This window comes from Aliirhizobium wenxiniae (assembly GCF_019511445.1).
Lineage (GTDB): Bacteria > Pseudomonadota > Alphaproteobacteria > Rhizobiales > Rhizobiaceae > Neorhizobium > Neorhizobium wenxiniae_A.
In genome coordinates this window covers 115,057-140,059 of sequence record NZ_JAEUAN010000008.1, presented here as the reverse complement: position 1 = coordinate 140,059, position 25,003 = coordinate 115,057, and the positions used below count along the sequence as shown (strand labels likewise).

At 59.2% G+C, this 25,003-nt stretch carries 25 protein-coding genes; 19 read left to right on the top strand and 6 right to left on the bottom strand.

Annotated features, from left to right (window positions below; genetic code table 11):
- Window positions 1–40: 40 nt before the first annotated feature.
- The 17 genes from JNB91_RS12125 (at window position 41) to JNB91_RS12045 (ending at window position 17,008) form a co-directional block, all read left to right on the top strand.
- Window positions 41–520, top strand: a complete 480-nt coding sequence (locus JNB91_RS12125) for a tripartite tricarboxylate transporter TctB family protein (protein WP_220325767.1) — start codon at window positions 41–43, stop codon at window positions 518–520.
- A 53-nt stretch (window positions 521–573) separates the two neighbouring features.
- On the top strand, window positions 574–2,073 hold the full coding sequence (locus tag JNB91_RS12120; RefSeq protein ID WP_220325766.1) for a tripartite tricarboxylate transporter permease: 1,500 nt from the start codon (window positions 574–576) through the stop codon (window positions 2,071–2,073).
- A 10-nt stretch (window positions 2,074–2,083) separates the two neighbouring features.
- Window positions 2,084–2,983 (top strand): dihydrodipicolinate synthase family protein, encoded by a 900-nt coding sequence (locus JNB91_RS12115; protein WP_220325765.1) that lies wholly within the window; start codon window positions 2,084–2,086, stop codon window positions 2,981–2,983.
- A gap of 40 nt (window positions 2,984–3,023) precedes the next feature.
- Window positions 3,024–4,763 (top strand): L-arabinonate dehydratase, encoded by a 1,740-nt coding sequence (araD, locus tag JNB91_RS12110; protein ID WP_220325764.1) that lies wholly within the window; start codon window positions 3,024–3,026, stop codon window positions 4,761–4,763.
- Between the two features lie 20 nt (window positions 4,764–4,783).
- Window positions 4,784–5,494 carry a ribonuclease activity regulator RraA gene (locus tag JNB91_RS12105; protein ID WP_220325763.1) on the top strand — a complete coding sequence of 237 codons (711 nt, stop codon included), beginning with the start codon at window positions 4,784–4,786 and terminating at the stop codon, window positions 5,492–5,494.
- A 492-nt stretch (window positions 5,495–5,986) separates the two neighbouring features.
- On the top strand, window positions 5,987–6,703 hold the full coding sequence (locus JNB91_RS12100) for a FadR/GntR family transcriptional regulator (protein ID WP_220325762.1): 717 nt from the start codon (window positions 5,987–5,989) through the stop codon (window positions 6,701–6,703).
- Window positions 6,700–7,866 carry a PLP-dependent transferase gene (locus JNB91_RS12095; RefSeq protein WP_220325761.1) on the top strand — a complete coding sequence of 389 codons (1,167 nt, stop codon included), beginning with the start codon at window positions 6,700–6,702 and terminating at the stop codon, window positions 7,864–7,866. Before JNB91_RS12100 ends, JNB91_RS12095 begins: the two co-directional genes overlap by 4 nt.
- A 33-nt stretch (window positions 7,867–7,899) precedes the next feature.
- Complete coding sequence (locus JNB91_RS12090) at window positions 7,900–9,159, top strand: ABC transporter substrate-binding protein (protein WP_220325760.1); 1,260 nt, start codon at window positions 7,900–7,902, stop codon at window positions 9,157–9,159.
- Window positions 9,160–9,255: 96 nt separating this feature from the next.
- Window positions 9,256–10,191 (top strand): carbohydrate ABC transporter permease, encoded by a 936-nt coding sequence (locus tag JNB91_RS12085; protein ID WP_220325759.1) that lies wholly within the window; start codon window positions 9,256–9,258, stop codon window positions 10,189–10,191.
- A 5-nt stretch (window positions 10,192–10,196) separates the two neighbouring features.
- The gene (locus tag JNB91_RS12080; protein ID WP_112510113.1) at window positions 10,197–11,027 is read left to right on the top strand and encodes a carbohydrate ABC transporter permease; all 831 of its coding nucleotides are present in this window, start codon (window positions 10,197–10,199) and stop codon (window positions 11,025–11,027) included.
- A 4-nt stretch (window positions 11,028–11,031) separates the two neighbouring features.
- Window positions 11,032–12,096: an ABC transporter ATP-binding protein gene (locus tag JNB91_RS12075; protein WP_220325758.1), complete on the top strand. Its 1,065-nt coding sequence runs from the start codon at window positions 11,032–11,034 to the stop codon at window positions 12,094–12,096.
- Window positions 12,097–12,275: 179 nt separating this feature from the next.
- Complete coding sequence (locus JNB91_RS12070; RefSeq protein WP_220325757.1) at window positions 12,276–13,013, top strand: FadR/GntR family transcriptional regulator; 738 nt, start codon at window positions 12,276–12,278, stop codon at window positions 13,011–13,013.
- 61 nt (window positions 13,014–13,074) lie between these two features.
- A complete protein-coding gene (locus JNB91_RS12065) occupies window positions 13,075–13,392 on the top strand; it encodes a cupin domain-containing protein (RefSeq protein ID WP_220325845.1) in 318 nt (105 codons plus the stop codon).
- A gap of 105 nt (window positions 13,393–13,497) precedes the next feature.
- Window positions 13,498–14,520: an ABC transporter permease gene (locus JNB91_RS12060; RefSeq protein ID WP_220325756.1), complete on the top strand. Its 1,023-nt coding sequence runs from the start codon at window positions 13,498–13,500 to the stop codon at window positions 14,518–14,520.
- Window positions 14,520–15,407, top strand: coding sequence for an ABC transporter permease (locus JNB91_RS12055; protein WP_220325755.1), 888 nt, complete (start codon window positions 14,520–14,522; stop codon window positions 15,405–15,407). The genes JNB91_RS12060 and JNB91_RS12055 overlap by 1 nt, the downstream gene beginning before the upstream one ends.
- 3 nt (window positions 15,408–15,410) lie before the next feature.
- Window positions 15,411–16,250: an ABC transporter ATP-binding protein gene (locus JNB91_RS12050; RefSeq protein WP_220325754.1), complete on the top strand. Its 840-nt coding sequence runs from the start codon at window positions 15,411–15,413 to the stop codon at window positions 16,248–16,250.
- Window positions 16,247–17,008, top strand: a complete 762-nt coding sequence (locus JNB91_RS12045; protein WP_220325753.1) for an ABC transporter ATP-binding protein — start codon at window positions 16,247–16,249, stop codon at window positions 17,006–17,008. Before JNB91_RS12050 ends, JNB91_RS12045 begins: the two co-directional genes overlap by 4 nt.
- 151 nt (window positions 17,009–17,159) lie before the next feature.
- Here JNB91_RS12045 and JNB91_RS12040 read toward each other — a convergent pair whose 3' ends face one another.
- Window positions 17,160–18,056: a LysR family transcriptional regulator gene (locus JNB91_RS12040; RefSeq protein ID WP_220325752.1), complete on the bottom strand. Its 897-nt coding sequence runs from the start codon at window positions 18,054–18,056 to the stop codon at window positions 17,160–17,162.
- A 133-nt stretch (window positions 18,057–18,189) separates the two neighbouring features.
- On the opposite strand from JNB91_RS12040, the gene JNB91_RS12035 reads away from it, so the two are divergent.
- A complete protein-coding gene (locus tag JNB91_RS12035; RefSeq protein WP_220325751.1) occupies window positions 18,190–19,167 on the top strand; it encodes an MBL fold metallo-hydrolase in 978 nt (325 codons plus the stop codon).
- A 143-nt stretch (window positions 19,168–19,310) separates the two neighbouring features.
- On the opposite strand, the gene JNB91_RS12030 is transcribed toward JNB91_RS12035, so the two are convergent.
- The 3 genes from JNB91_RS12030 to JNB91_RS12020 form a co-directional block, all read right to left on the bottom strand.
- Window positions 19,311–20,906, bottom strand: coding sequence for an ABC transporter substrate-binding protein (locus tag JNB91_RS12030; RefSeq protein ID WP_220325750.1), 1,596 nt, complete (start codon window positions 20,904–20,906; stop codon window positions 19,311–19,313).
- Between the two features lie 89 nt (window positions 20,907–20,995).
- Window positions 20,996–21,625, bottom strand: a complete 630-nt coding sequence (locus JNB91_RS12025) for an SGNH/GDSL hydrolase family protein (protein ID WP_220325749.1) — start codon at window positions 21,623–21,625, stop codon at window positions 20,996–20,998.
- Window positions 21,626–21,629: 4 nt separating this feature from the next.
- Window positions 21,630–22,778: a mandelate racemase family protein gene (locus JNB91_RS12020; protein WP_220325748.1), complete on the bottom strand. Its 1,149-nt coding sequence runs from the start codon at window positions 22,776–22,778 to the stop codon at window positions 21,630–21,632.
- Window positions 22,779–23,115: 337 nt separating this feature from the next.
- Here JNB91_RS12020 and kduI point away from each other — a divergent pair, with 337 nt between their 5' ends.
- On the top strand, window positions 23,116–23,940 hold the full coding sequence (kduI, locus tag JNB91_RS12015) for a 5-dehydro-4-deoxy-D-glucuronate isomerase (RefSeq protein ID WP_220325747.1): 825 nt from the start codon (window positions 23,116–23,118) through the stop codon (window positions 23,938–23,940).
- A 153-nt stretch (window positions 23,941–24,093) separates the two neighbouring features.
- On the opposite strand, the gene JNB91_RS12010 is transcribed toward kduI, so the two are convergent.
- Window positions 24,094–24,432, bottom strand: a complete 339-nt coding sequence (locus tag JNB91_RS12010; RefSeq protein ID WP_220325746.1) for a slr1659 superfamily regulator — start codon at window positions 24,430–24,432, stop codon at window positions 24,094–24,096.
- Between the two features lie 7 nt (window positions 24,433–24,439).
- A complete protein-coding gene (locus tag JNB91_RS12005) occupies window positions 24,440–25,000 on the bottom strand; it encodes a slr1658 superfamily regulator (RefSeq protein WP_220325745.1) in 561 nt (186 codons plus the stop codon).
- Window positions 25,001–25,003: the final 3 nt, after the last annotated feature.

Here is a 25,003-nt window from a genome sequence, read left to right as displayed (position 1 = left end):
AGGCTTGGCCGGCATATCTTTCCCACGCGAGTATTCTGCCATGCTGAAAATTAGAAACGGTCGCGACTTTGTCGGCGGCGTGACGATGATCTGTGTCGGCCTCCTGTTCATCTGGTTCGGCCGGGAGCTTGAAGTCGGCAACTCGTTCCAGATGGGGCCGGGTTACTTCCCGACTATGCTCAGCCTTCTGCTGATGGCGATCGGTGCATTGATTATCGTGCAGTCGCTGATCTTGCATGCGGGAGAGGGCGAGCCGGAAACCTGGAACTGGAAGGCCTATATCCTGGTGATCCTCGGGCCGGTCGGCTTCGGCCTGCTGCTTTCCGGGCTTGGGCTTGCCCCCACCATGCTGCTCCTGGTCGTCGGGATGGCGACAGCCAGCCGTTATGCCAACTGGCGGCATTCGATCCTGCTTGGTCTGTTTTTATCGGTCTGTTCGGTCCTGCTGTTCACCAAACTTCTGTCACTTCCCGTCTCGGCCTTGGGACCCTGGATCCCCTTTATCGGCGAGCTTTTCTAGTGCGCACGCACTGACGCCTTCTGGCAAGCCGACGAAAACGGATTGGATTGTTTATGGATATCTTCTCTAATCTCTTGCTCGGTGCTTCGACCGCCTTCATGCCGATGAACCTGTTCTATGGCTTCATCGGCTGTCTGCTCGGCACCGCTATCGGCGTACTGCCGGGGCTCGGGCCGACGGCGACGATCGCCATGCTTCTGCCGATCACGTTCGGCCTGCCGCCGGAATCGGCGCTGATCATGCTGGCCGGCATCTTTTACGGCGCGCAGTATGGTGGGTCGACCACGGCCATCCTTATCAATCTTCCAGGCGAAAGCTCGTCTGTTGTCACCGCGATCGACGGCTACCAGATGGCGCGCAACGGTCGCGCCGGGGCAGCGCTTGCGACAGCGGCGCTCGGCTCTTTCTTTGCCGGCAGCGTCGCGACCATCCTGCTCGCAGTCGCAGCGCCGCCTCTTGCTGCAGTGGCACTGAATTTCGGGCCGGCTGAGTATTTTTCACTGATGGTCCTCGGCCTCGTGGCGTCGGTGGCGCTTGCCAGCGGTTCGCTGCTCAAGGCCTTCGCTATGATCGTTTTCGGACTGATACTCGGCACGGTCGGCACCGACGTGGAAAGCGGCACGCCGCGTTATGTCTTCGATATTCCGGAGCTTTACGACGGCCTTAATTTCGTTGCCGTCAGCATGGGTATCTTCGGCATCTGCGAAATCCTGCGCAATCTGGAAGGCGAGCACGAGCGTTCCGTGGGGGTGAAGCGGGTCACCGGACTGATGCTGACCAAGGAAGATCTCAAGCGGATCATCGCGCCGGTGCTGCGTGGTACTGCACTGGGTTCCTTCCTCGGCGTTCTGCCGGGTGGTGGGGCGATGCTCGCCTCGTTTGCCTCCTATGCGATGGAAAAGCGCATTTCTCCCAATAGCGCCGAATTCGGCAAGGGGGCGATCGAAGGCGTGGCGGCTCCGGAGAGCGCAAATAATGCCGGGGCGCAGACCTCTTTCATTCCGATGCTGACACTCGGTATTCCCGGCAACCCCGTGATGGCGCTGATGGTTGGCGCCATGATCATCCAGGGGATCACCCCCGGTCCGAACGTCATCTCGGATGAGCCGGCTCTGTTCTGGGGCATGATTGTCTCAATGTGGTCGGGCAATCTGATGCTCGTCATTCTCAACCTGCCGTTGATCGGGCTGTGGGTGCGGATGCTGACCGTGCCGTATCATTTGCTCTTTCCGGCGATCATCGGCTTCTGCTGCATCGGCGCCTACAGCATCAATAACAGCGTCTTCGACGTTTTCGTCATGGCCGGTTTCAGCGTCATCGGTTTTGCGCTCAGCAAGATGCGGTTCGAGCCTGCGCCATTGCTCCTGGGCTTCATTCTCGGGCCGATGCTTGAGGAAAATCTGAGGCGCGCGATGCTGATCAGTCAGGGCGACCCGTCGATCTTCGTGCGCAGTCCGCTCAGCCTGTCGCTCTTAGTCTTCGCCGTCGTGGTTCTGGCGCTCGTGCTCTCGCCGAGCATCAGTCGCAAGCGCGAAGAAGCGTTTACGGAATAAGGAGGTGGTAATGCAGGATCTGAAAACTGCGTTGACCGGCATATCCGGCATTCTGGTAACGCCCTACGATCAGGACGGCGATATTTCGCCCAAGCGGCAGAAACCTATCGTCGACCGGGCGATCGCGGCTGGCGTCCATATCATGGTCGCCAACGGCAATACCGGCGAATTCTATGCGCTGACGCTGGATGAGGCAGAGGCGATGGTACAGGCTTCGGCGGAACATGTGGCCGGACGGGTTCCGCTGATCGCCGACGTCGGGCGGGGCATCCGCGATGCCTGCAGGCTGGCATCGGTCTCGCGCCGGGCCGGTGCTTCGGCGCTTATGATTCACCAACCGCCGGATCCGTTCTCCTCGCCACGCGGCCTTGTCGATTATGTGCGGACTGTGGCTGATGCGGCCGATGGGTTGCCGACAGTTCTCTATCTTCGCAACGATGCGATCGGCACGAAGGCGATTGTCGATCTCTGTGGGATCCCATCCGTCATCGGCGTCAAATGGGCGACGCCGAACCCGCTGAAACTGTCCGAAGCGATTGCAGCCTGTGATCCGGAGGTCGTCTGGGTCGGTGGTCTGGCGGAGGTCTGGGCTCCGACATTCTATGCCGTTGGAGCGCAAGGCTTCACCTCCGGCCTCATCAATGTCTGGCCGCAGCGATCCGTTGTCATCCATGCGGCGCTTGCGGCCGGTGACTATGCGGGCGCCAACCGACTTATCGATGGCATGAAGGCCTTCGAGGCGGTGCGGGCAGAGGAAATGAACGGGAGCAATGTGACCGGAGTGAAGGCGGCGCTTGCGCTGATCGGGCACGATTGCGGCGCGACGCGCCCACCCTCGGCTTGGCCTCTGACCGTGCCGCAACAGACGGCACTTTCGACTTTCATTTCAGACAACGGGATCAGCTTCTGAGGAGCCGATCGGCAGTGACCGAAGGCGTGAGGAGTGAGGAATGACAACGAAGAAAAAGACGTATGAAGACCTGCGGTCGGCCCGCTGGATGATGCCTGACGACCAGCGCTCATTTGGCCATCGCTCGCGCACCATGCAGATGGGTTATGCGCCGGAAGACTGGGAGGGGCGGCCGATCATCGCAATCATCAATACATGGTCGGACGCCCAGCCCTGCCACATGCATTTTCGCGAACGGGCGGAATGGGTGAAGCGCGGCGTGCTGCAGGCGGGCGGCTTTCCGATGGAATTGCCTGCGCTGTCGTTATCTGAAAACTTCGTCAAACCGACGACCATGCTCTATCGCAACATGCTGGCGATGGAGACCGAGGAACTCTTGCGCTCGCATCCGGTCGATGGCGCTGTGCTGATGGGTGGTTGCGACAAGACCACACCGGGGCTGGTGATGGGGGCGGTGTCCATGGGCATTCCGTTCATCTACCTGCCAGCCGGTCCGATGCTGCGCGGCAATTATGCCGGCAAGGCGCTGGGCTCCGGCACGGACGGCTTTAAATATTGGGATGAGCGGCGGGCAGGGACAATTTCCAAGGAAGAGTGGCAGGGGATCGAAGGCGGCATCGCGCGTAGCTACGGTCACTGTATGACGATGGGTACCGCCTCGACAATGACGGCAATCGCCGAAGCAATGGGGCTGACATTGCCGAATGCCTCGTCCATTCCGGCCGCCGATGCCAACCACCAACGCATGTCGGCCACATGCGGGCGGCGGATCGTCGAAATGGTTTGGGAGGACTTGACGCCGGAGAAGGTGATTACGCCGGCCGCCGTCAACAATGCAGTGACGGTGGCGATGGCGACGGGCTGTTCGACCAATGCGATCATTCACCTTATCGCCATGGCGCGACGTGCCGGCGTGCCATTGGAACTCGACGATCTCGACCGGATCGGCCGCACGACGCCGGTGATCGCCAATATCCGTCCTTCCGGCACGACCTACCTGATGGAAGACTTCTTCTATGCCGGCGGGCTCCGGGCACTGATGAAGCAGCTCGGAGACAAGCTCGATCCAAGCGCGATCACGGTGACCGGAAAACCGCTGACCGATGGGCTGGAGGATGTGAAGATCTGGAACGAGGATGTCATCCGGCCGCTCTCCAATCCCGTCTATCACGAGGGATCGCTGGCGGTGCTGAAGGGCAATCTTTGCCCTGATGGCGCGGTCATCAAGCCGGCCGCATGCGACCCGAAATTCCACAGACATATGGGGCCGGCGCTCGTGGCCGACAGCTATCCGGAGCTAAAGAAAATCATAGACGATCCGGATTATCCGCTGACGCCGGACACGGTTCTGGTGTTGCGCAATGCGGGGCCGCAGGGCGGGCCGGGCATGCCGGAATGGGGCATGATCCCGATGCCGAAGGCGCTGCTGAAACTGGGTTTACGCGACATGGTGCGGATTTCCGACGCTCGCATGTCGGGCACGAGTTTCGGCGCCTGTGTGCTGCATGCCTCGCCGGAAGCTTTTGTGGGTGGGCCGTTGGCACTGTTGAAGACCGGCGACATGGTGGAGCTCGACATTCCCGCCCGCAGCCTCAACATGCTGGTTTCAGAAGAGGAACTGGCGAAGCGCAAAGCGGCTTGGGTGGCTCCGGAGCCACGATATGAGCGTGGTTACGGCTTCATGTTCACCAAGCACATCGAGCAGGCCGACAAGGGCTGCGATTTCGACTTCCTGAAGACCGAATTCGGCGCGAAGGTGCCCGAACCGGCGATCAACTGATGAAGCATCGAGGAGAGACCATGAACCCTGCTACCCGCGAAAAACTGATGGGCGTATCCGTTGCAACGCTTTGCTCGGCGCTTTACAAGCGCGGCCTGAAGAACCAGACGATCCAGGATGTACGGCCGGTTCGACCGAAGGGCCGCAACATGGTCGGCCCGGCATTCACGCTGCGTTATATGCCGGCGCGTGAAGACCGCAACCCGATGACGGTGTTCCGGGATCCCAAACATCCGCAACGCCACGCGATAGAGACCTGCCCGGAAGGTTCGGTTCTGGTCATGGACAGTCGCAAGGACGCGCGGGCGGCATCTGCCGGCGATATCCTGATCACCCGGCTGATGGTGCGCGGCGGGGCAGGGGTTGTCACCGACGGCGGTTTTCGCGACGCGATGACGATCGGAGAGTTGGATATCCCCGCCTATCACAATCGCCCTTCCAGCCCAACGAACCTGACGCTGCATGAAGCGATCGACATCAACGTGCCGATCGGTTGCGGCGATGTGGCGGTGTTTCCGGGCGATATCATGGTCGGCGACGACGACAGCGTTATCGTCATTCCGGCGGAAATCGCCGACGAGATTGCCGACGAGGCGGTCGAGATGACGGCTTACGAAGATTTCGTCGTCGAGCGAGTGAAAGCTGGACACACGATTATCGGGCTTTATCCTGCTACCGACGAGAACAACCTGTCGATGTTTGCCGAGTGGCGCAAAAAACACGATAGATAATCCACGGCATAGCCGTAAATTTTCTCTCCGTTGCCAGTGCCAGTTCGGTAGGATCGCGATTTTTTCGGTGTGATGCCGTGCGTGTATCGTGACGATCGAATATCCACCTTGGCCTTCCGTAAGACGGTTTGCTTGGAGAAACCTGTCGGCCTGAGCCCGCATTTTTCTCCAGGCGCAAACTTTGTCCGTGTGGAATTCTCGATTGCATGGGCAAGCTACCGCGACGCCCATCAAGCGATGATCGGGAGGAAATGAAACGATCCGTGGGCTGCGCTGCAATAGCTCAGCCGTCTCTAGGCTCGTCCCGACCTACGAGCCTTGTGCGATATCGAGCTCGATAAACGAAGTTTGAGTTAGGCGTTTTCGACCTCAAAACATTCGACAGAAACCGGAGTTCTGTTGCTTCGGCACGAAACCGTGCCGAAGAATTGACACTTATCCGCTCTCGTGGTTTGCTATGATGTCAGACCAATTCGGTGCGTTTGAGGCATGATGAGATCAAGTCGAACCAGTTCACTTCAGCCGCTGCCGACGCTGGATCGTGCTCGACAGGTGACTGTCGCACTTGCCCACTACATTTCCGATGTCGAGCTGAAGACAGGTGACCGCTTGCCTGCAGAACGCGAGCTTATGGCGACGCTTGCGGTAGGCCGCTCAACCATCCGCGAGGCGATCCGGCATTTTCAGGCACTCGGCGTCATCGAAACCCGCAAGGGCAGCGGCACCTATCTGCTGCGGCCGATCTCGCCCGACACTGTTCACATGCCGCTGTCACTCGATACGACGCAATTGCGCGACGTGCTTTTGCAGACGCTGCAGGTTCGCCGCGGCATCGAATGCGAGGCCGGCATGGTGGCGGCGCAGATGCGCACCGCCGACGATCTGGCGATCATCGAGGACAAGTTGGTGAAGATGGAAACCGTCCATCTGGAGAAAGGGTCTTCTGGTCCGGAAGATCTTGCCTTTCATCTCGCCGTTTACGACGCCACGCACAATCCGCTGTTCCGGCAATTGCTCGAACAGATGCGCGAAAGTTTCGAGCACTTTTGGGCCTCACCCTTCGACCGCAAGGATTTTGCTCGCCGCTCCTTTCCATTCCATCGCACGCTTTTCGACGCGATCGCCGCCCGGGATCCCGAGGGCGCGCGGTGCGAGACGCTGAAAATCCTCGCGGTTGTTGAGGAAGACATCAAGGAAATGTCCAAATGAATGAAATGCTCGATCCGTCGGCGTTTGCCTCACTGATCACCGCCCATGACGACGGCAATTTTGCCGATGCGGTCGTGCCGCCGATATTTCAGACTTCGCTGTTCACCTTCTCCGAATATGACGAGATGATCGCCTCCTATCGCGGCGAAAAGGTGCGGCCGATCTATACGCGCGGCCTTAACCCGACGGTGCGCATGTTCGAGGAAATGCTGGCGAAGCTGGAGGGGGCCGAAGACGCGCTCGGTTTTGCCAGCGGCATGTCGGCGATCTCGTCTTCGGTCCTGAGTTTTGTCGAGCCGGGGGATCGTATCGTCGCCGTCAAGCATGTTTATCCCGACGCGTTTCGCCTGTTCGGCACGCTTTTGAAGCGCATGAAGGTCGAAGTCACCTATGTCGACGGTCGCGATGAGGAGGCGGTAGACAGGGCTCTGCCCGGTGCAAAAATTCTCTATCTGGAAAGCCCGACGAGCTGGGTGATGGAAGCGCATGATGTCGGCGCGCTGGCGGCCCTTGCCAAGAAACACGGCGCCGTGTCGATGATCGACAACAGCTGGGCCAGCCCGGTCTTCCAGCGGCCGATCACGCTCGGTGTCGATCTCGTCATCCATTCGGCTTCAAAATATCTCGGCGGCCATAGCGATGTCGTTGCCGGTGTCGTTGCCGGTTCGAAAGAGATGATCGCGCGGGTGAAGTCGGAAGCCTATCCCTATCTCGGGGGCAAACTTTCGCCCTTCGATGCCTGGCTCTTGATCCGTGGCATGCGCACGCTGCCCTTGCGCATGAAGGCGCATCAGGATGCGGCGCTGACCATCGCGCGGCGTCTGAGCGAACTCGATGTGGTGGAAACGGTCTGCCATCCGGGCCTGGCCAACCGTCTGCCGGCGGGGCTTCACGGCACGTCCGGCCTGTTTTCCTTCATCTTCAGGGAAGGCGTCGATATCCGCGCCTTTGCCGATCATCTCAAACTCTTCAAGCTGGGCGTCAGCTGGGGCGGCCACGAAAGCCTGATCGTTCCGGGCGAAGTGGTGCTGCAGCAAAAGGCCCAGCCGAATTCCGCGCATACTTTTGGCATCCATGCGCGGTCCATACGCCTCCATGTCGGCCTCGAGGGAACCGAGGCTCTGTGGAGCGATCTTCAGGAGGCGATCGCCGTCGCCACCTAGCGCATCAACCAATAGATAACTGGGAGCAGAAAAATGAAAACAATCATAACAGCTGCATTCATCGCGACCATGATGGCGGGGACCGCCATGGCCGATACAACCCTCAAGCTGGTGGAAGTCATCACCAGCCCGGAGCGCACGCAGACACTGAAATCATTGGTCGGAAAGTTCGAAGCTGCCAATCCCGGCACCAAGGTGGAAATCATCTCGCTGCCCTGGAACGAAGCGTTCCAGAAATTCGCCACCATGGTATCGGCCGGCGATACACCCGACGTGATGGAAATGCCGGATACCTGGCTTTCGCTCTACGGCAATAACGGCATGCTCGAAAGCCTCGAGCCATATCTCGAAAAATGGCAGCACACCAAGGAACTGACGCCGCGCGCTCTTGAGCTTGGCCGTGACGTCAAGGACACCGCCTATATGCTGCCCTACGGCTTTTATCTGCGGGCGATGTTCTACAACAAGAAACTCCTGAGCGAAGCCGGCGTTTCCGAACCACCGAAGACCATGGACGAATTCGTCAAGGCTTCGGAAGCCGTTTCCAAGCTGCCGGGCAAATACGGTTATTGCATGCGCGGCGGACCGGGCGGCCTGAATGGCTGGATGATCTTTGCAGCCTCCATGGCCGGCGACAACAAGTATTTCACCGAAGACGGCACCTCGACCATGAACAGCGAAGGCTGGGCAAAGGGCATCGAGTGGATGGTCGATCTCTACAAGAAGGGGTTGGCGCCGAAGGACAGTGTCAACTGGGGCTTCAATGAAGTCGTCGCCGGTTTCTATTCCGGCACCTGCGCCTTCCTCGATCAGGACCCGGATGCGCTGATCGCCGTTGCCGAACGCATGAAGCCGGAAGACTTTGGCGTCGCACCGCTGCCCAAGGGTCCGGCCGGCAAGTCCTATCCGACTATCGGTTATGCCGGTTGGTCGATGTTCGCCAAGAGCGAAAACAAGGACCTCTCCTGGAAGCTGATCGAAACGCTGCAGAGCCCGGAAGGCAATATCGAGTGGAACAAGAAGATCGGCGCACTGCCGGCCTATACGGCAGCCGAAAAGGACCCGTTCTATGCCGGTGACCAGTTCAAGGGCTGGTTCCAGGAACTGGCCGATAAGGACACCGTTCCGACCGTGATGCCGACCTTCCTCGAGGAATTCGCCTTCTTCAAGGATTCGCTGGCAATCAAGACCTCGCAGCAGGCTTTGCTCGGCGACATCACGGCCAAGGAACTGGCCGATGAATGGGCGGCTTACCTGACCAAGGCACAGCAGAAGAACCTCTCCAAGAAGTAATCGACGCCGTGGCGGCGCGGAATGCCCGCGCCGCCGCCCCGCCTTTCTTCATGCAATGACGGCGCAGACCTTGCGCCGCAAACGGGAAACTGTGTGATGTCCATGACCGCCGACGTCTATGATCGTCGCCAGGATCGCAGGCCGTGGCAAAAACGTCTTGCCGATGCCTCCGAGCCTTATCTTTACAGCGCACCGGCGCTGATCCTCATCATCGTTGTGATGTTGGTGCCGCTTGTCGTCGGCATTTCCTATGCGTTTCGCGATATCCAACTGCTCAACCCGTTTTCCGGCGGTTTCATCGGGCTCGAGCACTTTGAAACGCTGTCGAAGGACCGGGCGTTTTACACCGCGCTGAAAAACACGCTGTGGTGGACCGGCGCCTCCGTTTTCCTGCAATTTACCTTCGGGCTCATTCTGGCGCTTTTGCTCGACAAGCCGTTCATGGGCCGTGGTCTGGTGCAGGCGCTGGTGTTTCTGCCATGGGCGGTGCCGTCGTTTCTGGCCGGCCTTAACTGGGCATGGCTGTTCAATCCGGTCATCGGGCCGATCCCGCACTGGCTGTTCGATCTCGGCCTGATGAGCCAGCCGGGCAACATCTTGTCCGATCCGCAATATGCGATGTGGGGTCCGATCATCGCCAATGTCTGGTGGGGTATTCCCTTCTTCGCCATCACGCTGCTGGCCGCACTGCAATCGATCCCGCGCGATCTTTATGAAGCGGCCTCCATCGATGGCGCCTCATGGTTCCAGCGGTTCTGGTCGATCACGCTGCCGTTTCTGGCGCCGACCATCGCCATCACCGTGCTGCTGCGGACTGTCTGGATTTCCAATTTCGCCGATCTGATCGTCGTCATGACCGGCGGCGGGCCTGCCGATCGCACCCAGATCGTTGCCAGCTACATCTTCACCCAGGCCTTCAAGGCGCTTGATTTCGGTTATGCCTCGGCCATCGCGCTGGTGCTGCTCGTGCTGCTGCTGGCCTATTCCATGCTGATCATCCTGCTGCGGCAGACATTGCTGAACAAGGGGTGAGTGTCATGAAAACATCGCTTCTTCCGACCATCGCGCACCGACTGGCGATCCTCGCCTACGTCATTTTCGCGCTTTTCCCGCTCTACTGGTTGTTCAAGGTGTCGCTGACGCCGAACGATCTGCTTTATTCCGAAGGCGTGCGCATGTGGCCGTCGCGGACCACGTGGGAACACTATTCCTTCGTGCTGCAGCACAGCGCCTTTCCGACCTTCTTCAAGAACAGCCTCATCGTCTCCGGCTCGACCGCCATCATCGTCACGATCTGCGCCTCGCTGTCCGGTTATGCGCTCTCCCGTTTCAGTTTCCGCGCCAAATACTGGATCGTCGGGTTGATGCTTTTGACGCAGATGTTCCCGCTGGTCATGCTGGTGGCGCCGATCTTCAAGATCCTGACGCCGCTCGGCCTCACCAACAGCCTGACGGGCCTGATCGTCGTTTACACCGCCTTCAACGTACCCTTCGCCACGTTCCTTATGCAGTCCTTCTTTGATGGCATTCCAAAGGATCTCGAAGAGGCGGCGATGATCGACGGTGCCACGAAATTCACGGCGTTCCGGGAAATCATCCTGCCGCTGACGCTTCCCGGCATTGCCGCGACGCTCGGTTTCGTTTTCACCGCCGCTTGGAGCGAACTGCTGTTCGCGCTGATGCTGATCAACGGCAACAATGCCGCGACCTTCCCGGTCGGGCTGTTGACCTTCGTCTCCAAATTTTCGGTGGACTTTGGGCAGATGATGGCGGCGGGCGTGCTCGCGCTCATCCCGGCTGCTCTCTTCTTCCTGCTCATCCAGCGCTACCTCGTTCAGGGCCTGACGGCCGGCGCGGTCAAGGGGTAATCTTATGGCTTCGATCGATATCCAGAACGTCAAGAAGGCCTATGGCCATGTGAAGGTGCTGCACGACATCGATTTGCAGATCAAGGACGGCGAGTTCGTCGTTCTGGTCGGCCCGTCCGGCTGCGGAAAATCCACGCTGCTGCGCATGATTGCCGGGCTTGAAGGAGTCACCGGCGGCGAGATGCGCATCGACGGCAAACGCGTCAACGAACTGCATCCAAAAGACCGCGACATCGCCATGGTGTTCCAGTCCTATGCGCTCTATCCGCATATGAATGTTGCCGGCAACATGAGCTACAGCCTGAAACTTCGGAAAACGGCGAAGGAAAAGATCGCTGCTGCCGTCGCAAGTGCCGCCTCGAAACTCGGGCTCGATCCGCTGCTGGATCGCCGGCCGAAGGCGCTTTCCGGTGGCCAGCGTCAGCGTGTCGCCATGGGCCGCGCCATCGTGCGTCAGCCCAAGGCGTTTCTGTTCGACGAGCCGCTGTCTAACCTCGATGCCCGCCTGCGCGAGCAGATGCGCGCCGAAATCAAGAAAATGCATGGCGACCTCAAGGCCACCTCGATCTACGTCACCCACGACCAGATCGAGGCGATGACTTTGGCGGACCGGATCGTTGCCATGCATGGCGGGGTGGTCCAGCAGGTGGGGGCTCCGCTGGAGCTGTACGACCGTCCCGCCAACCTTTTTGTCGCCGGTTTCATCGGCTCTCCGGGCATGAATTTTCTCGACGCGACCTATTCGGCTGGCGGCGTGACTTTGAGGGATGGAACCTTCGTTTCACTTCCGTCGCCATTGGCGCTTGACGATGGTGCGAAGGTGACCGTCGGCATCCGGCCGGAACATGTGGTGATGGGCGGCGAGGGCACCGGGATGGCGGCGAGTGTCGATCTGGTCGAGCCGACCGGTTTCGGTATCATCCTGCACCTGTCATTACATGGGCTGGCTTTCAAGGTGTTCACGCTCGATCGCGCAGCTCTTTCCGCCGGGCCGAATGTACAGGTTGTCTTCCCGTCGCAGCATTTGCATGTGTTTGATGAAGGTGGAGGCCGATGCGAGCCGCGCTGATTGGCTCGGTCCATGCAAACTTCATCGCCAAACTTCAGATCGAAAGGCAAGTAAGCTCTCGTCCGCAGAAGTAACGATATCGATATCTTGGCTTGCCGCCGCACAAGACTCCTGTAATAGATAGGCAACATGCCTGACAGGTTGTCGACAGCGAGGCGATATTGGAAGACTTCACCGCCATGGCCAGACCGGATGCGTCTCACGCATCGAGGATCAGCTCGGATCTCCGTGCGCAATTGACGGGAGGCGCATTTCGCCCTGGGGATCGCCTGCCCAGCGAGAATGCCTTGGCCAAGCAATATGCTGTCAGCCGCACAGTCGTGCGCGAGGCGATTGCTATTCTGCGCGCCGATGGACTTGTCCAGGCGCGCAAAGGGGCGGGTGTCTTTGCGCTCGAAGCCAAACGTGAGGAAGAGCGCCCATTCAAGGATCTGAAAACGGAACGTATCTCATCCGTCATCGAATTGCTTGAACTGCGAACTGTATTTGAAGTGGAATCTGCAGCTCTTGCTGCCGCGCGCCGATCGGCGGCCCAGATTGAGGCTATCCTTGAGGCCCACAGCCATGTGGGTGCGTGCCTTGCAGAAGGGGCACCGACGCGGGACGCAGATTTCGGCCTGCATCTGGCGATAGCGCAGGCCACGCAAAACCGGCGTTTTCCCGAGTTTTTGCAATTGATCCGCGCAGGCATCATTCCTCGCGGGGAGTTGCAGGGGGCTGCGCCGGGAACTCGTCCGATGGATTATAACCTCCATTTGCAGGAAGAGCATGCCCGTATCGTTGATGCGATCATAGAAGGTGATGTAGATCTCGCGCGCGAGCACATGCGTGCTCATCTGCGTGGAAGCCTCGATCGCTACAAAGCCCTGCTTCGCTCGCGAACCGCGAAGACAGATGGCGTTACGGTTTTGTCATAAGCTTGTTGTCATACAGAAATCTGGCCATATATGGTGATTATAGTTTTCTGTCAGTGAGGTTATCATGTCTCTACCCGTTTTTCCTGTTGTTTCGCCAGATGAAGGCGTTCAGCGTCAAGTCCTTTCCGAAGCGTCCGAACTGATGGTCGTGTCGTTTCGATTCAAGGCGGGCGCAGCAGGCAAGCTGCATAGCCATCCTCATGTGCAGTCCACCTACGTTTCTCGCGGCCGATTCCGCTTTTTCCGCGGTGAGGAAGTGCATGAACTCTCGGTCGGCGACAGTCTGGTCATTCCCGGTAATGTCACGCACGGATGTGAATGCCTTGAGGAAGGCGAATTGATCGACTGCTTTACACCGCGCCGCGACGACTTCCTCTGATCGATGCTTGACAGCGGAAACCGCATGTGACAACTTGGCTTTAGTTGTCTGACAGGATGGGAGCCTGTCTTCGCCAGTGATTGGCGACCGGCATACGGAGGAACCATGTCGAAAAGACGCCTGTCCCTGCAGGGCGCAACCGGGCAGATCGGTACCATTTTGGTTACGCTGCTTGGCTTGCTCATACTCACCTTCATTATCGGACGCATGATGCCCGCCGACCCCGTGCGGGCGATCGTTGGTGAGGATGCGACCCGCGAAACCTATGAACAGGTTTTCCGCTCTCTTGGGCTGGATCGCCCGCTGTGGGAACAGTTCTTCTATTATCTCGGCGACGTCCTCACCGGCGATTTCGGCACATCGATCCGCACCGGCCAGCCGGTGATCCAGGATATCTTGCATGTGATGCCGGCCACGATCGAACTGGCCACTTTTGCGATCCTCATCGGTGCCGGTCTCGGTGTGCCGATGGGTGTCATTGCCGCGGTCAACAAGGATCGCTGGCCTGACCATGTGGTGCGCGTGCTGAGCCTGTTCGGCCATTCCATGCCGATCTTCTGGACCGGCATGATCGCGCTCATCGTTCTTTATGCGAAGCTCGACCTTGTCGGTGGCAGTGGCCGCATGGACCAGTTCTATATCGGTCTCGTACCGGAGACGACTGGCTTCCTTCTCATCGACAGCCTGCTTGCGGGAGAAATGGACGTCTTCTGGTCGGCGGTGAACCATCTGATACTGCCTGCTTCACTGCTCGGATATTCGTCCTCCGCGTATATAACGCGCATGACGCGCAGTTTCATGCTGGACCAGCTCGGCCAGGAATACATCACCACTGCCCGTGTGAAGGGTCTGTCGAAGCATCAGACCATATGGCGGCATGCGTTCGTCAATATCCGCGTGCAGCTCGTCACCATCGTGGCGCTTGCCTATGGCTCGCTGCTGGAAGGCGCGGTGCTGATCGAGACGGTCTTCGCGTGGCCGGGTTTCGGACAATATCTGACCAGCAACCTGATTATCGGCGACATGAACGCTGTGATGACCTGCGTATTGATCGTCGGCGTCATCTTCATCGCCCTCAATCTTCTCTCCGACGTGCTTTACCGCCTGTTTGATCCGAGGACCCGCTGATGTCAGTTACAACCGCCTCCAGGCTGCGCATGCCGGCCTCGCTCAATGCCCTGCGCAATATCATCGTCTTCCTGATGAAGAGCCCGACATCGCTGTTCGGTCTTTGCGTTCTGGCACTGCTGATCCTCGTCGCCATCTTCGCACCGCTGATCGCAACTCACGACCCCTATGCGCAGGATCTTGCCAACACACTGCAGGCACCAGGCAACACACACCTCTTCGGAACCGACGAACTTGGTCGCGACATCTTCAGCCGCCTTGTCTGGGGATCACGCATTACGCTCACGATCATCTTTCTCGTGTCGATCGTCGTCGGGCCGATCGGGCTTGCCGTCGGCGCGGCCTCCGGTTACCTGGGCGGTCGCTTCGACACCGTGATGATGCGCATCACCGACATCTTTCTGTCGTTTCCCAGCCTGATCCTGTCGCTTGCTTTCGTGGCGGCGCTTGGCCCGAGCCTCAACAACGCGATCATCGCGATTGCGCTGACGTCGTGGCCGCCGATCGCCCGTCTTGCCCGCGCCGAGGCGATGACCTTCCGCAATGCGGATTACATTGCCGCGGCACGCCTGCAGGGCGCGTCGCCGCTGCGCATCATCGTCAAGTCGATCGTGCCGATGTGCCTGCCTTCGGTGCTGATCCGCCTGACACTCAACATGGCGACAGTCATCCTGACGGCAGCCGGTCTCGGCTTTCTCGGCCTTGGCGCACAGCCGCCGCTTCCCGAGTGGGGAGCGATGATCGCGACCGGCCGTCGCTACATGCTCGACAGCTGGTGGCTCGTTACTTTTCCGGGCGTCGCCATCCTGTGCGTCAGCCTTGCCTTTAACTTACTTGGTGACGGATTGCGCGACGCGCTTGATCCGAAGCAGATGAACCGGAGGTAGGTCATGACCAGTCCCATCCTCGACGTGAAAAATCTTCACATCCGTTATGGAGGCGCATCGGCCGACGCGGTGCGCGGGGTTTCCTTTACCCTCGGACGCGAACGGCTTGGCATTGTCGGTGAAAGCGGTTCGGGAAAATCCACTGTGGGGCGAGCTCTTTTGCGACTGCTGCCTTCCGCGAAGATTACAGCCGAGACGATGCGGTTTGAAGACATCGAGCTTCTGTCGCTGACGGAAAAGCAGATGCTTGGTATACGCGGCCGGCGCATGTCGATGATCCTGCAGGATCCCAAGTTTTCGCTCAATCCCATTCGCAAGGTCGGAGACCAGGTAGCGGAGACCTATCTGCGCCACTTCAAATGCAGCAGGAAGGAAGCTGGCGAAAAGGCGATCGCCATGCTGGAAGCGGTCAAGATCCGCGATCCGGAGCGCGTTTGCGAACAGTATCCACACGAGATCTCGGGGGGCATGGGGCAGCGTGTGATGATCGCGATGATGCTGCTTGCCGATCCCGATGTCGTCATTGCCGACGAACCGACCTCGGCGCTGGATGTCACGGTGCGGCTTCAGGTGCTGAACATTCTCGACAGTCTCGTCCGGGATCGGGGGATAGGCCTGATCATGATCAGTCACGACCTTAATCTGGTCCGCAATTTCTGCGACCGCGTTCTGATCATGTATGCAGGCCGGGTCGTTGAAACACTTGCCGCCCGTGATCTCGACAAGGCGCAGCATCCCTATACCCGAGGCCTTCTGGCCGCCCAGCCGCGCATCGGCGGGGCGCGTGCGCCGCTCGCGGTTCTCGACCGCCGCCCCGAATGGCTGGAGGAGGTTTCCCGATGACCGTATCAGTCGAGACACGCAATCTCTCCATCACCTTTGGCCACGGGCCGACCGCGCTCAAGGTGCTGCCAGATGTATCCTTCCTGGTGGAACCGGGGGAATGTTTCGGCCTCGTCGGCGAAAGCGGATCGGGTAAATCCACCATTCTGCGCTGCATTTCCATGCTGACGGATTTTTGGAAGGGAGATGTGCTGATCAACGGAAAGTCCGTGCGCGACATGCCGCTGATCGAACGTTGCCGCACCCTGCAGATGGTTTTTCAGGATCCTTACGGTTCACTACACCCACGCCAGTCGGTGCGCACCGTGCTGTCCGAGCCGCTGCGGATCCACAAGCTCTCCGACCATGAAGATCGGATGCAGAAAGTGCTGACCGATGTCGGCCTGCCGGTCTCCTTCCTCGATCGTTTTCCGCACCAGCTTTCCGGCGGACAGCGCCAGCGCGTGGCAATCGCGCGTGCGCTGATCCTTGAGCCGTCGCTGCTGCTGCTGGACGAGCCGACATCCGCGCTCGATGTCTCGGTGCAAGCGGAAATCCTGAACTTGTTGCAGAGGCTTCGCGAACTGCACGGTTTCACCTATATCATGGTCACCCACGATCTGGCGGTGGTCGATCATATGTGCGACCGGTTCGCCGTGATGCTGCGCGGAGAGATTACCGAGATATTGCCGCGCGAGGCGATCCCCGGATGCGAGGCGACTCATCCCTATTCCCGTGAGCTGATCGGTGCCTCTCTGGAATATGAAGGGCATGCGTGACGCCCAGTCCGATTAGAAGAACTCCTCCCTGGCCCGGTCTCAGTGCCGGGCTCTTTTTGTGTTGGAGGGTAAGAGCGCCGGGATGGCGGGTTGGGCCAATTCCAGCGAAAGTGCGAACCGGCTTCGCGTTTACGGGAGAAGTGGACGTTCCCTAAACAGCCATCTGCGCGCGCAGGCGGGCTCCGATCCAGTCCAGAAAACATCGCACCTTTTGCGGCAATGGGTCGGTGGGGCGATGGATAATACTCACGGGCAGTGGTTCAGGAGCAAAATCGGGTAGCACTTCTTGCAGCGCGCCTGAACGCAACTGGTCGGAAACCTGGTAGGAGAGCACGCGGATTATGCCGATTCCGGCCAGGGCAGCCTGAATAGCAGCCTCCGTCGTGTTGACCGCGAGCTTGGCGCGCGGCTCAACTGCAAAGGCAGCGTTGTCACGGCGGTAACGCCATTCCGGGGCGGCTGCGAAGCCCTGGAAGCTTATCCCGTCATGCTCTGCTAGGTCACTCGGCTGACATGGCACGCCTCGGCGAGCCAGATAATCCGGGCTCGCGCAGAGCACCCGGCGGACTGCTCCGACGCGGGTTGCGATAAGCGCGCTATCTGCCAAATGCCCAATTCGCAGAGCTACATCGACCTGCTCATCGCCCAGACTTAGCTGCCTGTCGACCAAGGTCAGGCGCAGGTTTATATCGGGTTGCTCCTTCAGGAATTCTATCGCAATGGGCAGCAGGTGGCGCTCGCCGAAGGCAATGGGTGCAGTCACATGCAGTCCACCACGCACAGCTCGATGAGCGCGGCTGGCCTGCTGTTCTGCTGCATGCAGTTCTTCCAGAATGCGGCGCGACGCGGCGACGAAGGAGCGTCCTTCTTCCGTCAGGGTGAGGCCGCTGCGGGTGCGCAACACTAGGCGCACGCCGAGGTGCTTTTCGAGATCCGCTACCTTGCGACTGACCGTTGCAAGAGGTGAGTGCAGTCGCCGCGCTCCAGCCGAGAGGCTACCTGCCTCCACCACCGCCAGCAGCACGGACATCGCTTCGAACCGATCCATGGGATCCTTCCGGAATTAGAGAGGAAAGCTTCCGAAACGGAAGAGTATCTCACTGGTTGCGGTTGTCATAGCCTACACCTCATTTCGGGGTGCTGGTGGCCCCGTCATTTCAAATGATCCGGGGGAAAGCGTCATGCCTAAACTGTTACGCAGAGCCTTTGTCGGTGCCATTCCTTTCAGTGTCGTCGGCCCAGGACTGATCAGTACGATCTTGGCGCCCGCGCTTGCGGCTACCAAAGCCGTTGCAAAGATGCCGGCCAGCATTACGCCGCTGGCGCAGATCCGTATCGGGCGCTTCACGATAACGGCCCTGACGGACGGATATGCCGACATGCCCTATAACTATTTTCCGGGACGTGACGCGGCAGAAGTGGAGAAAGCTGCAGTCGCGCAGTTCACTGCCCGCAAGAGCGGCGTGCGTTTCCTTTTTAACCAGTATCTCATCGAGGATGGGGAGCGCCGCATCCTTATCGACGCCGGTGCGGCGGGCTCGATCGGGCAGACCGGTGAACTGCCAAAGGCGCTCGCGGCACTTGGCCTTCAGCGTGACCAGATCGACGCCGTAATCGTAACGCATCTGCATCAGGACCACATGGGCGGCCTGATCGCAGGGGGTAAGAACAACTATCCCAACGCAGAACTTTATATTGATCGGCGCGATGTCACTCATTGGACCGACCCGGCCAAACGCAGCGGTGCGCCCGACTATCTGAAGACCAGCTTCGACATGGCGGGGGATGTTGTGCGTCTTTACCCGAAACTCCAGGCAATCGACGGCGAGCGCGCGATTGTGCCAGGCGTCACGATCGTCGATCTGACAGGTCATACGCCTGGCCATATCGGCGTGCGGGTTGAAGATGGCGGTCAGAGCCTGATCATGGTTTCGGATATGATCTTCCCAGTCGTTCACCCAGAGGCGACCGATGTGTTTTTCCTGTTCGAACAGGACCGCGAAGCCGCCAGGGCGATGCGCGACCGCTTCTTCCCGATGGCGGCCGCCGAAGGCGCGCTCATCGCTGCCACGCATATGCCATTCCCGGGGCTTGGCCGTGTTGTCGCCGACCGCGGGCAGATGCGCTGGCAGGCCGCGGATTGGGCCCTGCAGAACTGAGGGCTGATCGCGCGGCGAGGGCCTGCATAGCACCTGATGTGCCGGCATTGCCAAGACTAGCCAGGATCAGGTCGAATGGCACCAAAGCGAAAAGAGGCGCATGTTGCCATGCGCCTCTTCGTCGAAACAGCCGCCTGGAGGGGTTAGCGCTGTTTCGTGATGCCCTCGAAGCGGGAAAGCCAGGGATTGACGATCATGCCGCCAACATCTCTGCGAAATGCGGCGGTATCGACCACTTCCGAGAACGGCTGCAGCGACATGACGATCTCTTCCATGTAGGTCTGGATGTCCTCATAGGCCTTGGTCTGCTTGACCGTATCGCGCTCGACAAGCGCGTCGCCGATCATCTTGTTGAGCTTCTCGTCGTAGAAGCTCGTGCGCCAGCTCTGATAATTGGTGAGCTTGGCTTCATCCGAATTGTCCGGATTGTAGGCAAGCGCACGCAGGTTGTTGTCCGGGTGAGGCTGCTGGCCGCCGCCGCCGCGACCGACGAGCAGCTCGAACTTGCGCTCGCGCATCGCGCCATAGATCTGGTCGCCGGAACCGGTGATCAGCTCGGCCTGGATGCCGGCCTGGGCGAGCGTGTTCTGGATGGCGGTTGCCGCCTTCATGAACGGATCTTCCGAAAGGACGCGAAGCGTGGTCTTGAAACCGTTCGGATAACCGGCTTCCGCCAGCAACGCCTTTGCCTTTGCAACGTCGAGCTTGTAGCCCGGATCCGGCAGCGAACCCATGACGCCGGTGCTGATCTGGCGCTGGCGGACCTTGCCGTAATAGGGCATGACGGCCTTGTCGAGACCTTCATAATCGATGAGGTAACGCAGCGCTTCGCGCACCTTCGGCTTGGCGAAACGCTCGTCCTTCATCGACACGCCGAGATAGTAGAAGCCGGAGCCGGGTGTCGACTCGATCTTGATCTTGGCATCGGTTTCGAGTGACTTCAGGTCCGGTGCCTGCAGCGAATAGGCGACGTCGACATCACCTTTTTCCAGCATCAGGCGCTGCGACTGTGATTCCGGCAGATGGCGCATCAGCACACGCTTCATCGCCGGTGCCTCGCCCCAGTAATCGCCGTTGCGGGTGAGGATGATATATTCGTTGGACTTCCACTGGCCGAGCGTGAACGGACCGGAGCCGGCGGAATTCAATGTCAGCCATCCGGCGCCGAGATCGCCGTCCTTCTCGTTTTCAAGCGCCGTCTTGCTGTCGATGATCGAGCCGGGGCCGTTCTGCGCCAGTACCATCAGAACGAGGTTCGGGTCATCCGGCTGCGGCAGGTTGAGGACGAAAGTCTGTTCGTCTTCGGCAACGAAGAGCTTGTCGGCCGCTTCCGCCTTGAAGCCGCGGGTCTTGAGCAGCGAGGCCTGGGCGAGGTTGCGGGTGAGAAGGCGTTTGAGGCTCCAGACCACGTCATTGGCGGTAACCGGATTGCCGGAGGCAAAGGTCGCCTTGCGCAGGTGGAAGCGGATCGACATCCGGTCCTCGGAGATCTCCCAGCTTTCCGCGATGCGCGGCTGGATCGAGCGATCCTTGTCGTTCAGGACGACCAGCGTATCGTAGATATTGTTGAGCACCTGAACGGTCTCGCGGCCGGTAATGGCGGCCGGATCGAGCGTCAAGATGTTGTTCATCGTGGTCGCCACGACAAGCTGGTCTTTCGGCGTTTCCGCCAGGGCGTTCAGGGGAATGGCGCCGAGCAGGAGTGCTCCGACGGCTGCAGTTGCAAAAAAGTGTCGCATGTTTCCTCCATTTGATGCCGCTCCGCTTGGGATGCGGCCCCTCCATGATTTCTATCCTTTCGGCCTATGGCTCTCCCAAGCCGGGCCGATCACCCGAGAATGTCTGCCACCGGGCCCGCGAGCGCTCGGCCCAAAGCCTCCGTGTTTGCGATATCCATATGCACGCCATCGATCGGCGAAGCGCTTGCGACACTGCCTGCATCGAAGAAGTCGTGTCCGAGCTCTGCGGCAAGTTTGCGGTAGAGCGGCGCAAGTCTTTGTGATTCTGCAATGCTGCGGCCGCCGGCCACCTGGCCGTTGGTGTCCGTCACGCAGGGCGGCGGTGCAACCAGCATCAGCCGCGGCCGCGCCGAGCGCGGTTTGTAGGGGAATGTCTCGACGATCTCGGCAAGCCGCCGCATGCCGGAAAACGCCGCCTCGGCGCGGCCGCCATGGGCCGGCTTCAGATCGTTGGTGCCAAGCATTATCACGACGAGGTCCAGCGGCATGTGCACTGCGAGCGCCACCGACAATGCGCGCGCGCCGTTTCGGCAGGCCGGCCCCGTGTGATCGTCATAGCAGGTGGTGCGGCCGCCAAGCCCGTCGGACAAGACATCGACCTGAAAACCGAGTTCAGCCTTCAACACTTCTGGCCAGCGATGCTGACGCGGATGGCGCAGACCGGTTTTCGGATCTGCTCCCCAGGTCAGGCTGTCTCCGAAGGCCAGAAGCGTCTTCATGATATTACCTCACCCGATTGTTTTCGATGAAGTCGAAATCGATGTCCTCACCGAGGCCCGGACGATCCGGCACATGCACGTAACCGTCCCTGTCCATCGGGTCTGAGAGCGACTTCAGATAATCATGACCATCGTCATATTCGAGGAAGGGGTGAAGAAGGCCTCGTTCGTACCAGCGGCAATTCTTCACCGCCGCCACGACATGCAGGTTCATCGCCGTGTTGCCGTGCACCTCGCACTCGATTCCGAAGGATTCGGCCATGTGCATGGTCTTCAGGGCCGGCGTGATGCCGCCGACATCGTTGACGCCGGTGCGCAGGATATCGCAAGCGCCGGACTTTACCCATTCGGCGCGATGCCAGTGCTTGCCGGCGGCACTTTCCGGGCCGACGACCGGAATATCCAGATTGTCGGCAAGCCACTTGTAGGAGGACATGGACTGCTCGTCCATCGGCTCCTCGATCCAGTCGAAGCCGAGCTTCTCAAGCCCGCGGCCTAGTTCCAGCGCATCTGTGCGCGAATACCAGTGGAAGGCGTCGATCATCAGCCGGATATCGGGCCCGACGGCTTCGCGCACGGCGGCGCAAGCCTTGATGTCCATCTTGACATTCGGTGCCCAGCTGACCGGCGGCATCCAGGTATGCAGCTTGATGCCCTTGTAACCGCGCTTGACCAGCGTTTCGGCAAAACGTCCGTAATCTTCCGGTGTTGCCAGGCCGCCTTCGATCTCGTCGCCGCACATGATGGAGCCATAGGCGAGCACCTTGTCGCGATAGGCGCCGATCAACTTGTAAACAGGTGTGTTGGTCGCGCGGCCGGCGAGATCCCAGAGCGCGCAGTCGACGACGGCAAGGGTGCGATCGGTCAACTGTGCGGCGGACCCGCGCTGCCAATGGGCAAGATCCTGCCACAGCCGTTCACGGTCACGATAATCCTGGCCGATCAGAACTTTCTTGACGAATTTCTCGATGACATGGGGGCGAACGATTTCCGGCGCGGTGAAAGAATGGCCTTCATGGCCATCTTCGGTGCGAATAGTCAGCATCGCCTGTTCGACTTGATGCGGAGGGCCCGGATGCGCATGACCGGCGCTGTCGGAATGCCGACGAGTGGTCGTGCGGAAGACGCGGACTTTGACGTCGGTGATGATCATTTTTCCTCCCAAAACAATACTTGCCAGACAGATTTAGACATCTTGCCGTCGACATGTCAAATATGTTTTGACATTCTGTCTTGGCGCAATGCAATTCTTTGCCCCCACGGACGAATATCTGGTGGTCTCAAGTTTGCTGAACAGGATGTGGTTGAAGATCTTGTCGGTTTGAGTTGCTTCTTTCGCCTCGAGCGGGATCAAGCAGAGGATCGCTCGGACCGCACTCGCTGTGCCTTTCATGTATCCGCGGAGAATGTAGCTTGACCTAGCAATGCTTGTCATACAGACATAGCGAACACGTACTATGAGTTAATGAGAGCTGTAAAAGGAGATGTCCATGCTGAGCGTCGAAACGAGGCACGCCGTACACCCGGACCAGGCAAAGGCCATGGATACGACGGAACTTCGCAAGCATTTTCTCGCTTCGGATATGTTCCGGGAAGGCGAGATCCGCCTGATTTATACGCATTACGACCGCTTCATCATGGGCGGTGCCGTTCCAAATGGCGGCAAGCTGGTTCTCGACAAGGTGGAAGAAACCAAGACGCCCTCGCTGCTTGATCGCCGTGAAATGGGCATCGTCAATGTCGGAGAGACCGGCACTGTCAGCATCGCCGATGAAACATGGGAATTGCAGCGCGGCGACGTGCTCTATCTCGGCGTGGGATCAGGTGCCGTGACCTTCAGCGGTAAAGGACGTTTCTACATCACCTCGTGCCCGGCACACCGGTCCTGCCCGAACCGCCTGATCACCAAGGCGGACAGCAAGGAAGTGAAGCTCGGCGCAGCCGAGACCTCCAACAAGCGCACCATCAACCAGTTCATCCATCCGCTCGTCATGGAAAGCTGCCAGCTCGTGCTCGGTTATACCGAACTCGAGGACGGCTCCGTCTGGAACACGATCCCGTCGCATATCCACGACCGTCGCATGGAAGCCTATCTCTACTTCGGGATGGAGCCGAAATCCCGTGTGCTGCACCTTATGGGCGAACCCCAGGAAACCCGCCACCTCTTCATCGGCAATGAAGAAGGCGCAATCTCACCGCCATGGTCGATCCACTCGGGCGCCGGGATCGGCAGCTATACCTTTATTTGGGCGATGGCCGGCGACAATATCGACTATACGGATATGGATTTTATCCAGCCAGAGGATCTCAAATAGGCAATTCCAATTACGTCGGAGGGCCTTGCGGCCCTCTCTTCGTATCCAGAAGCGGTTGCCAGAGGTCAGGGCAAGGGCAAAAAAGATAGTGATTCCGAAGCTTTGGGGCCGTGGTTGATATAGCCGTCTCACGATGTGAGCTGTAACTAATCATTAAGCAAGCTGCAGATCCAACTGAGGATAAAGCTTTTTCAGGTTTGGCAATGACTTGGACTGCCAGGGATATTGCGTCGTGCCCTTTATCACGAGCTGAACGCTGGATTGCCTACGAGCCTCGATGGTGAGCTTCGCAAGCAGGTTGATGCCGGACGAGTTCAGGAACTCCAGGCCGGTGAGATCGAAGACTACCCGCTCATGATTTTCATGAAGGGCGGCTGCCGCCAGAGAGTGGATCGGCGCGTAGGCATCCGGTCCGGCGAGCCTCAGGACGCCATCAAAATAGATGGTAGTGCCTTCAGCCCAGATTCGAAAGTTTTCGTCCCTGATTTCCATCTGCGCCTCACTCGGTTGAAGTCAGCGGTAGTTCAAGCGAAGCGGTCGTTGTCAGTCGAACGCGGTTTTCGCCGGAAGTCTCAAATTCCCATGCCATGCGCGCATGATAGTCGGCCAGAAGCGTCAGCAAGCCTAACCCTGATGCGCCGCTGTCCGAGGCTGCGTTGGCTTCGATCTGCTGAATGAGCAATTCGCCCGGGTCGGCTGCCAGCATTCCCGTCAGGATATCGCGAAACCGCAGAGACGTCGCGGCATCGATTTCATTGCGTACCCGCATCAGGAAAACCTCTGCCTTCACACAGGCTTCAATGATGATTTCGCCGGGCAGCCGAAATTTCACGGCGTTCTCGATCAACTCGTTGCTCAGATACTCGATCCCGTGATGGATGTCTGCGTGCAGAGTTTTCGATGCAGCAAATCGCAGGGCCATCGCCTCGGCGATGAAGTCCGAAGTCAGCCCGGAATGTCGCCATCCCAGTTCAAGCGGCCCATCGCTGAGCGTCAGGCGAAGGCTTGATGAAAAGCTGGCTTGGGTAAGGTCGTAAATCCCCAGGACTGTTTTTGACATTGC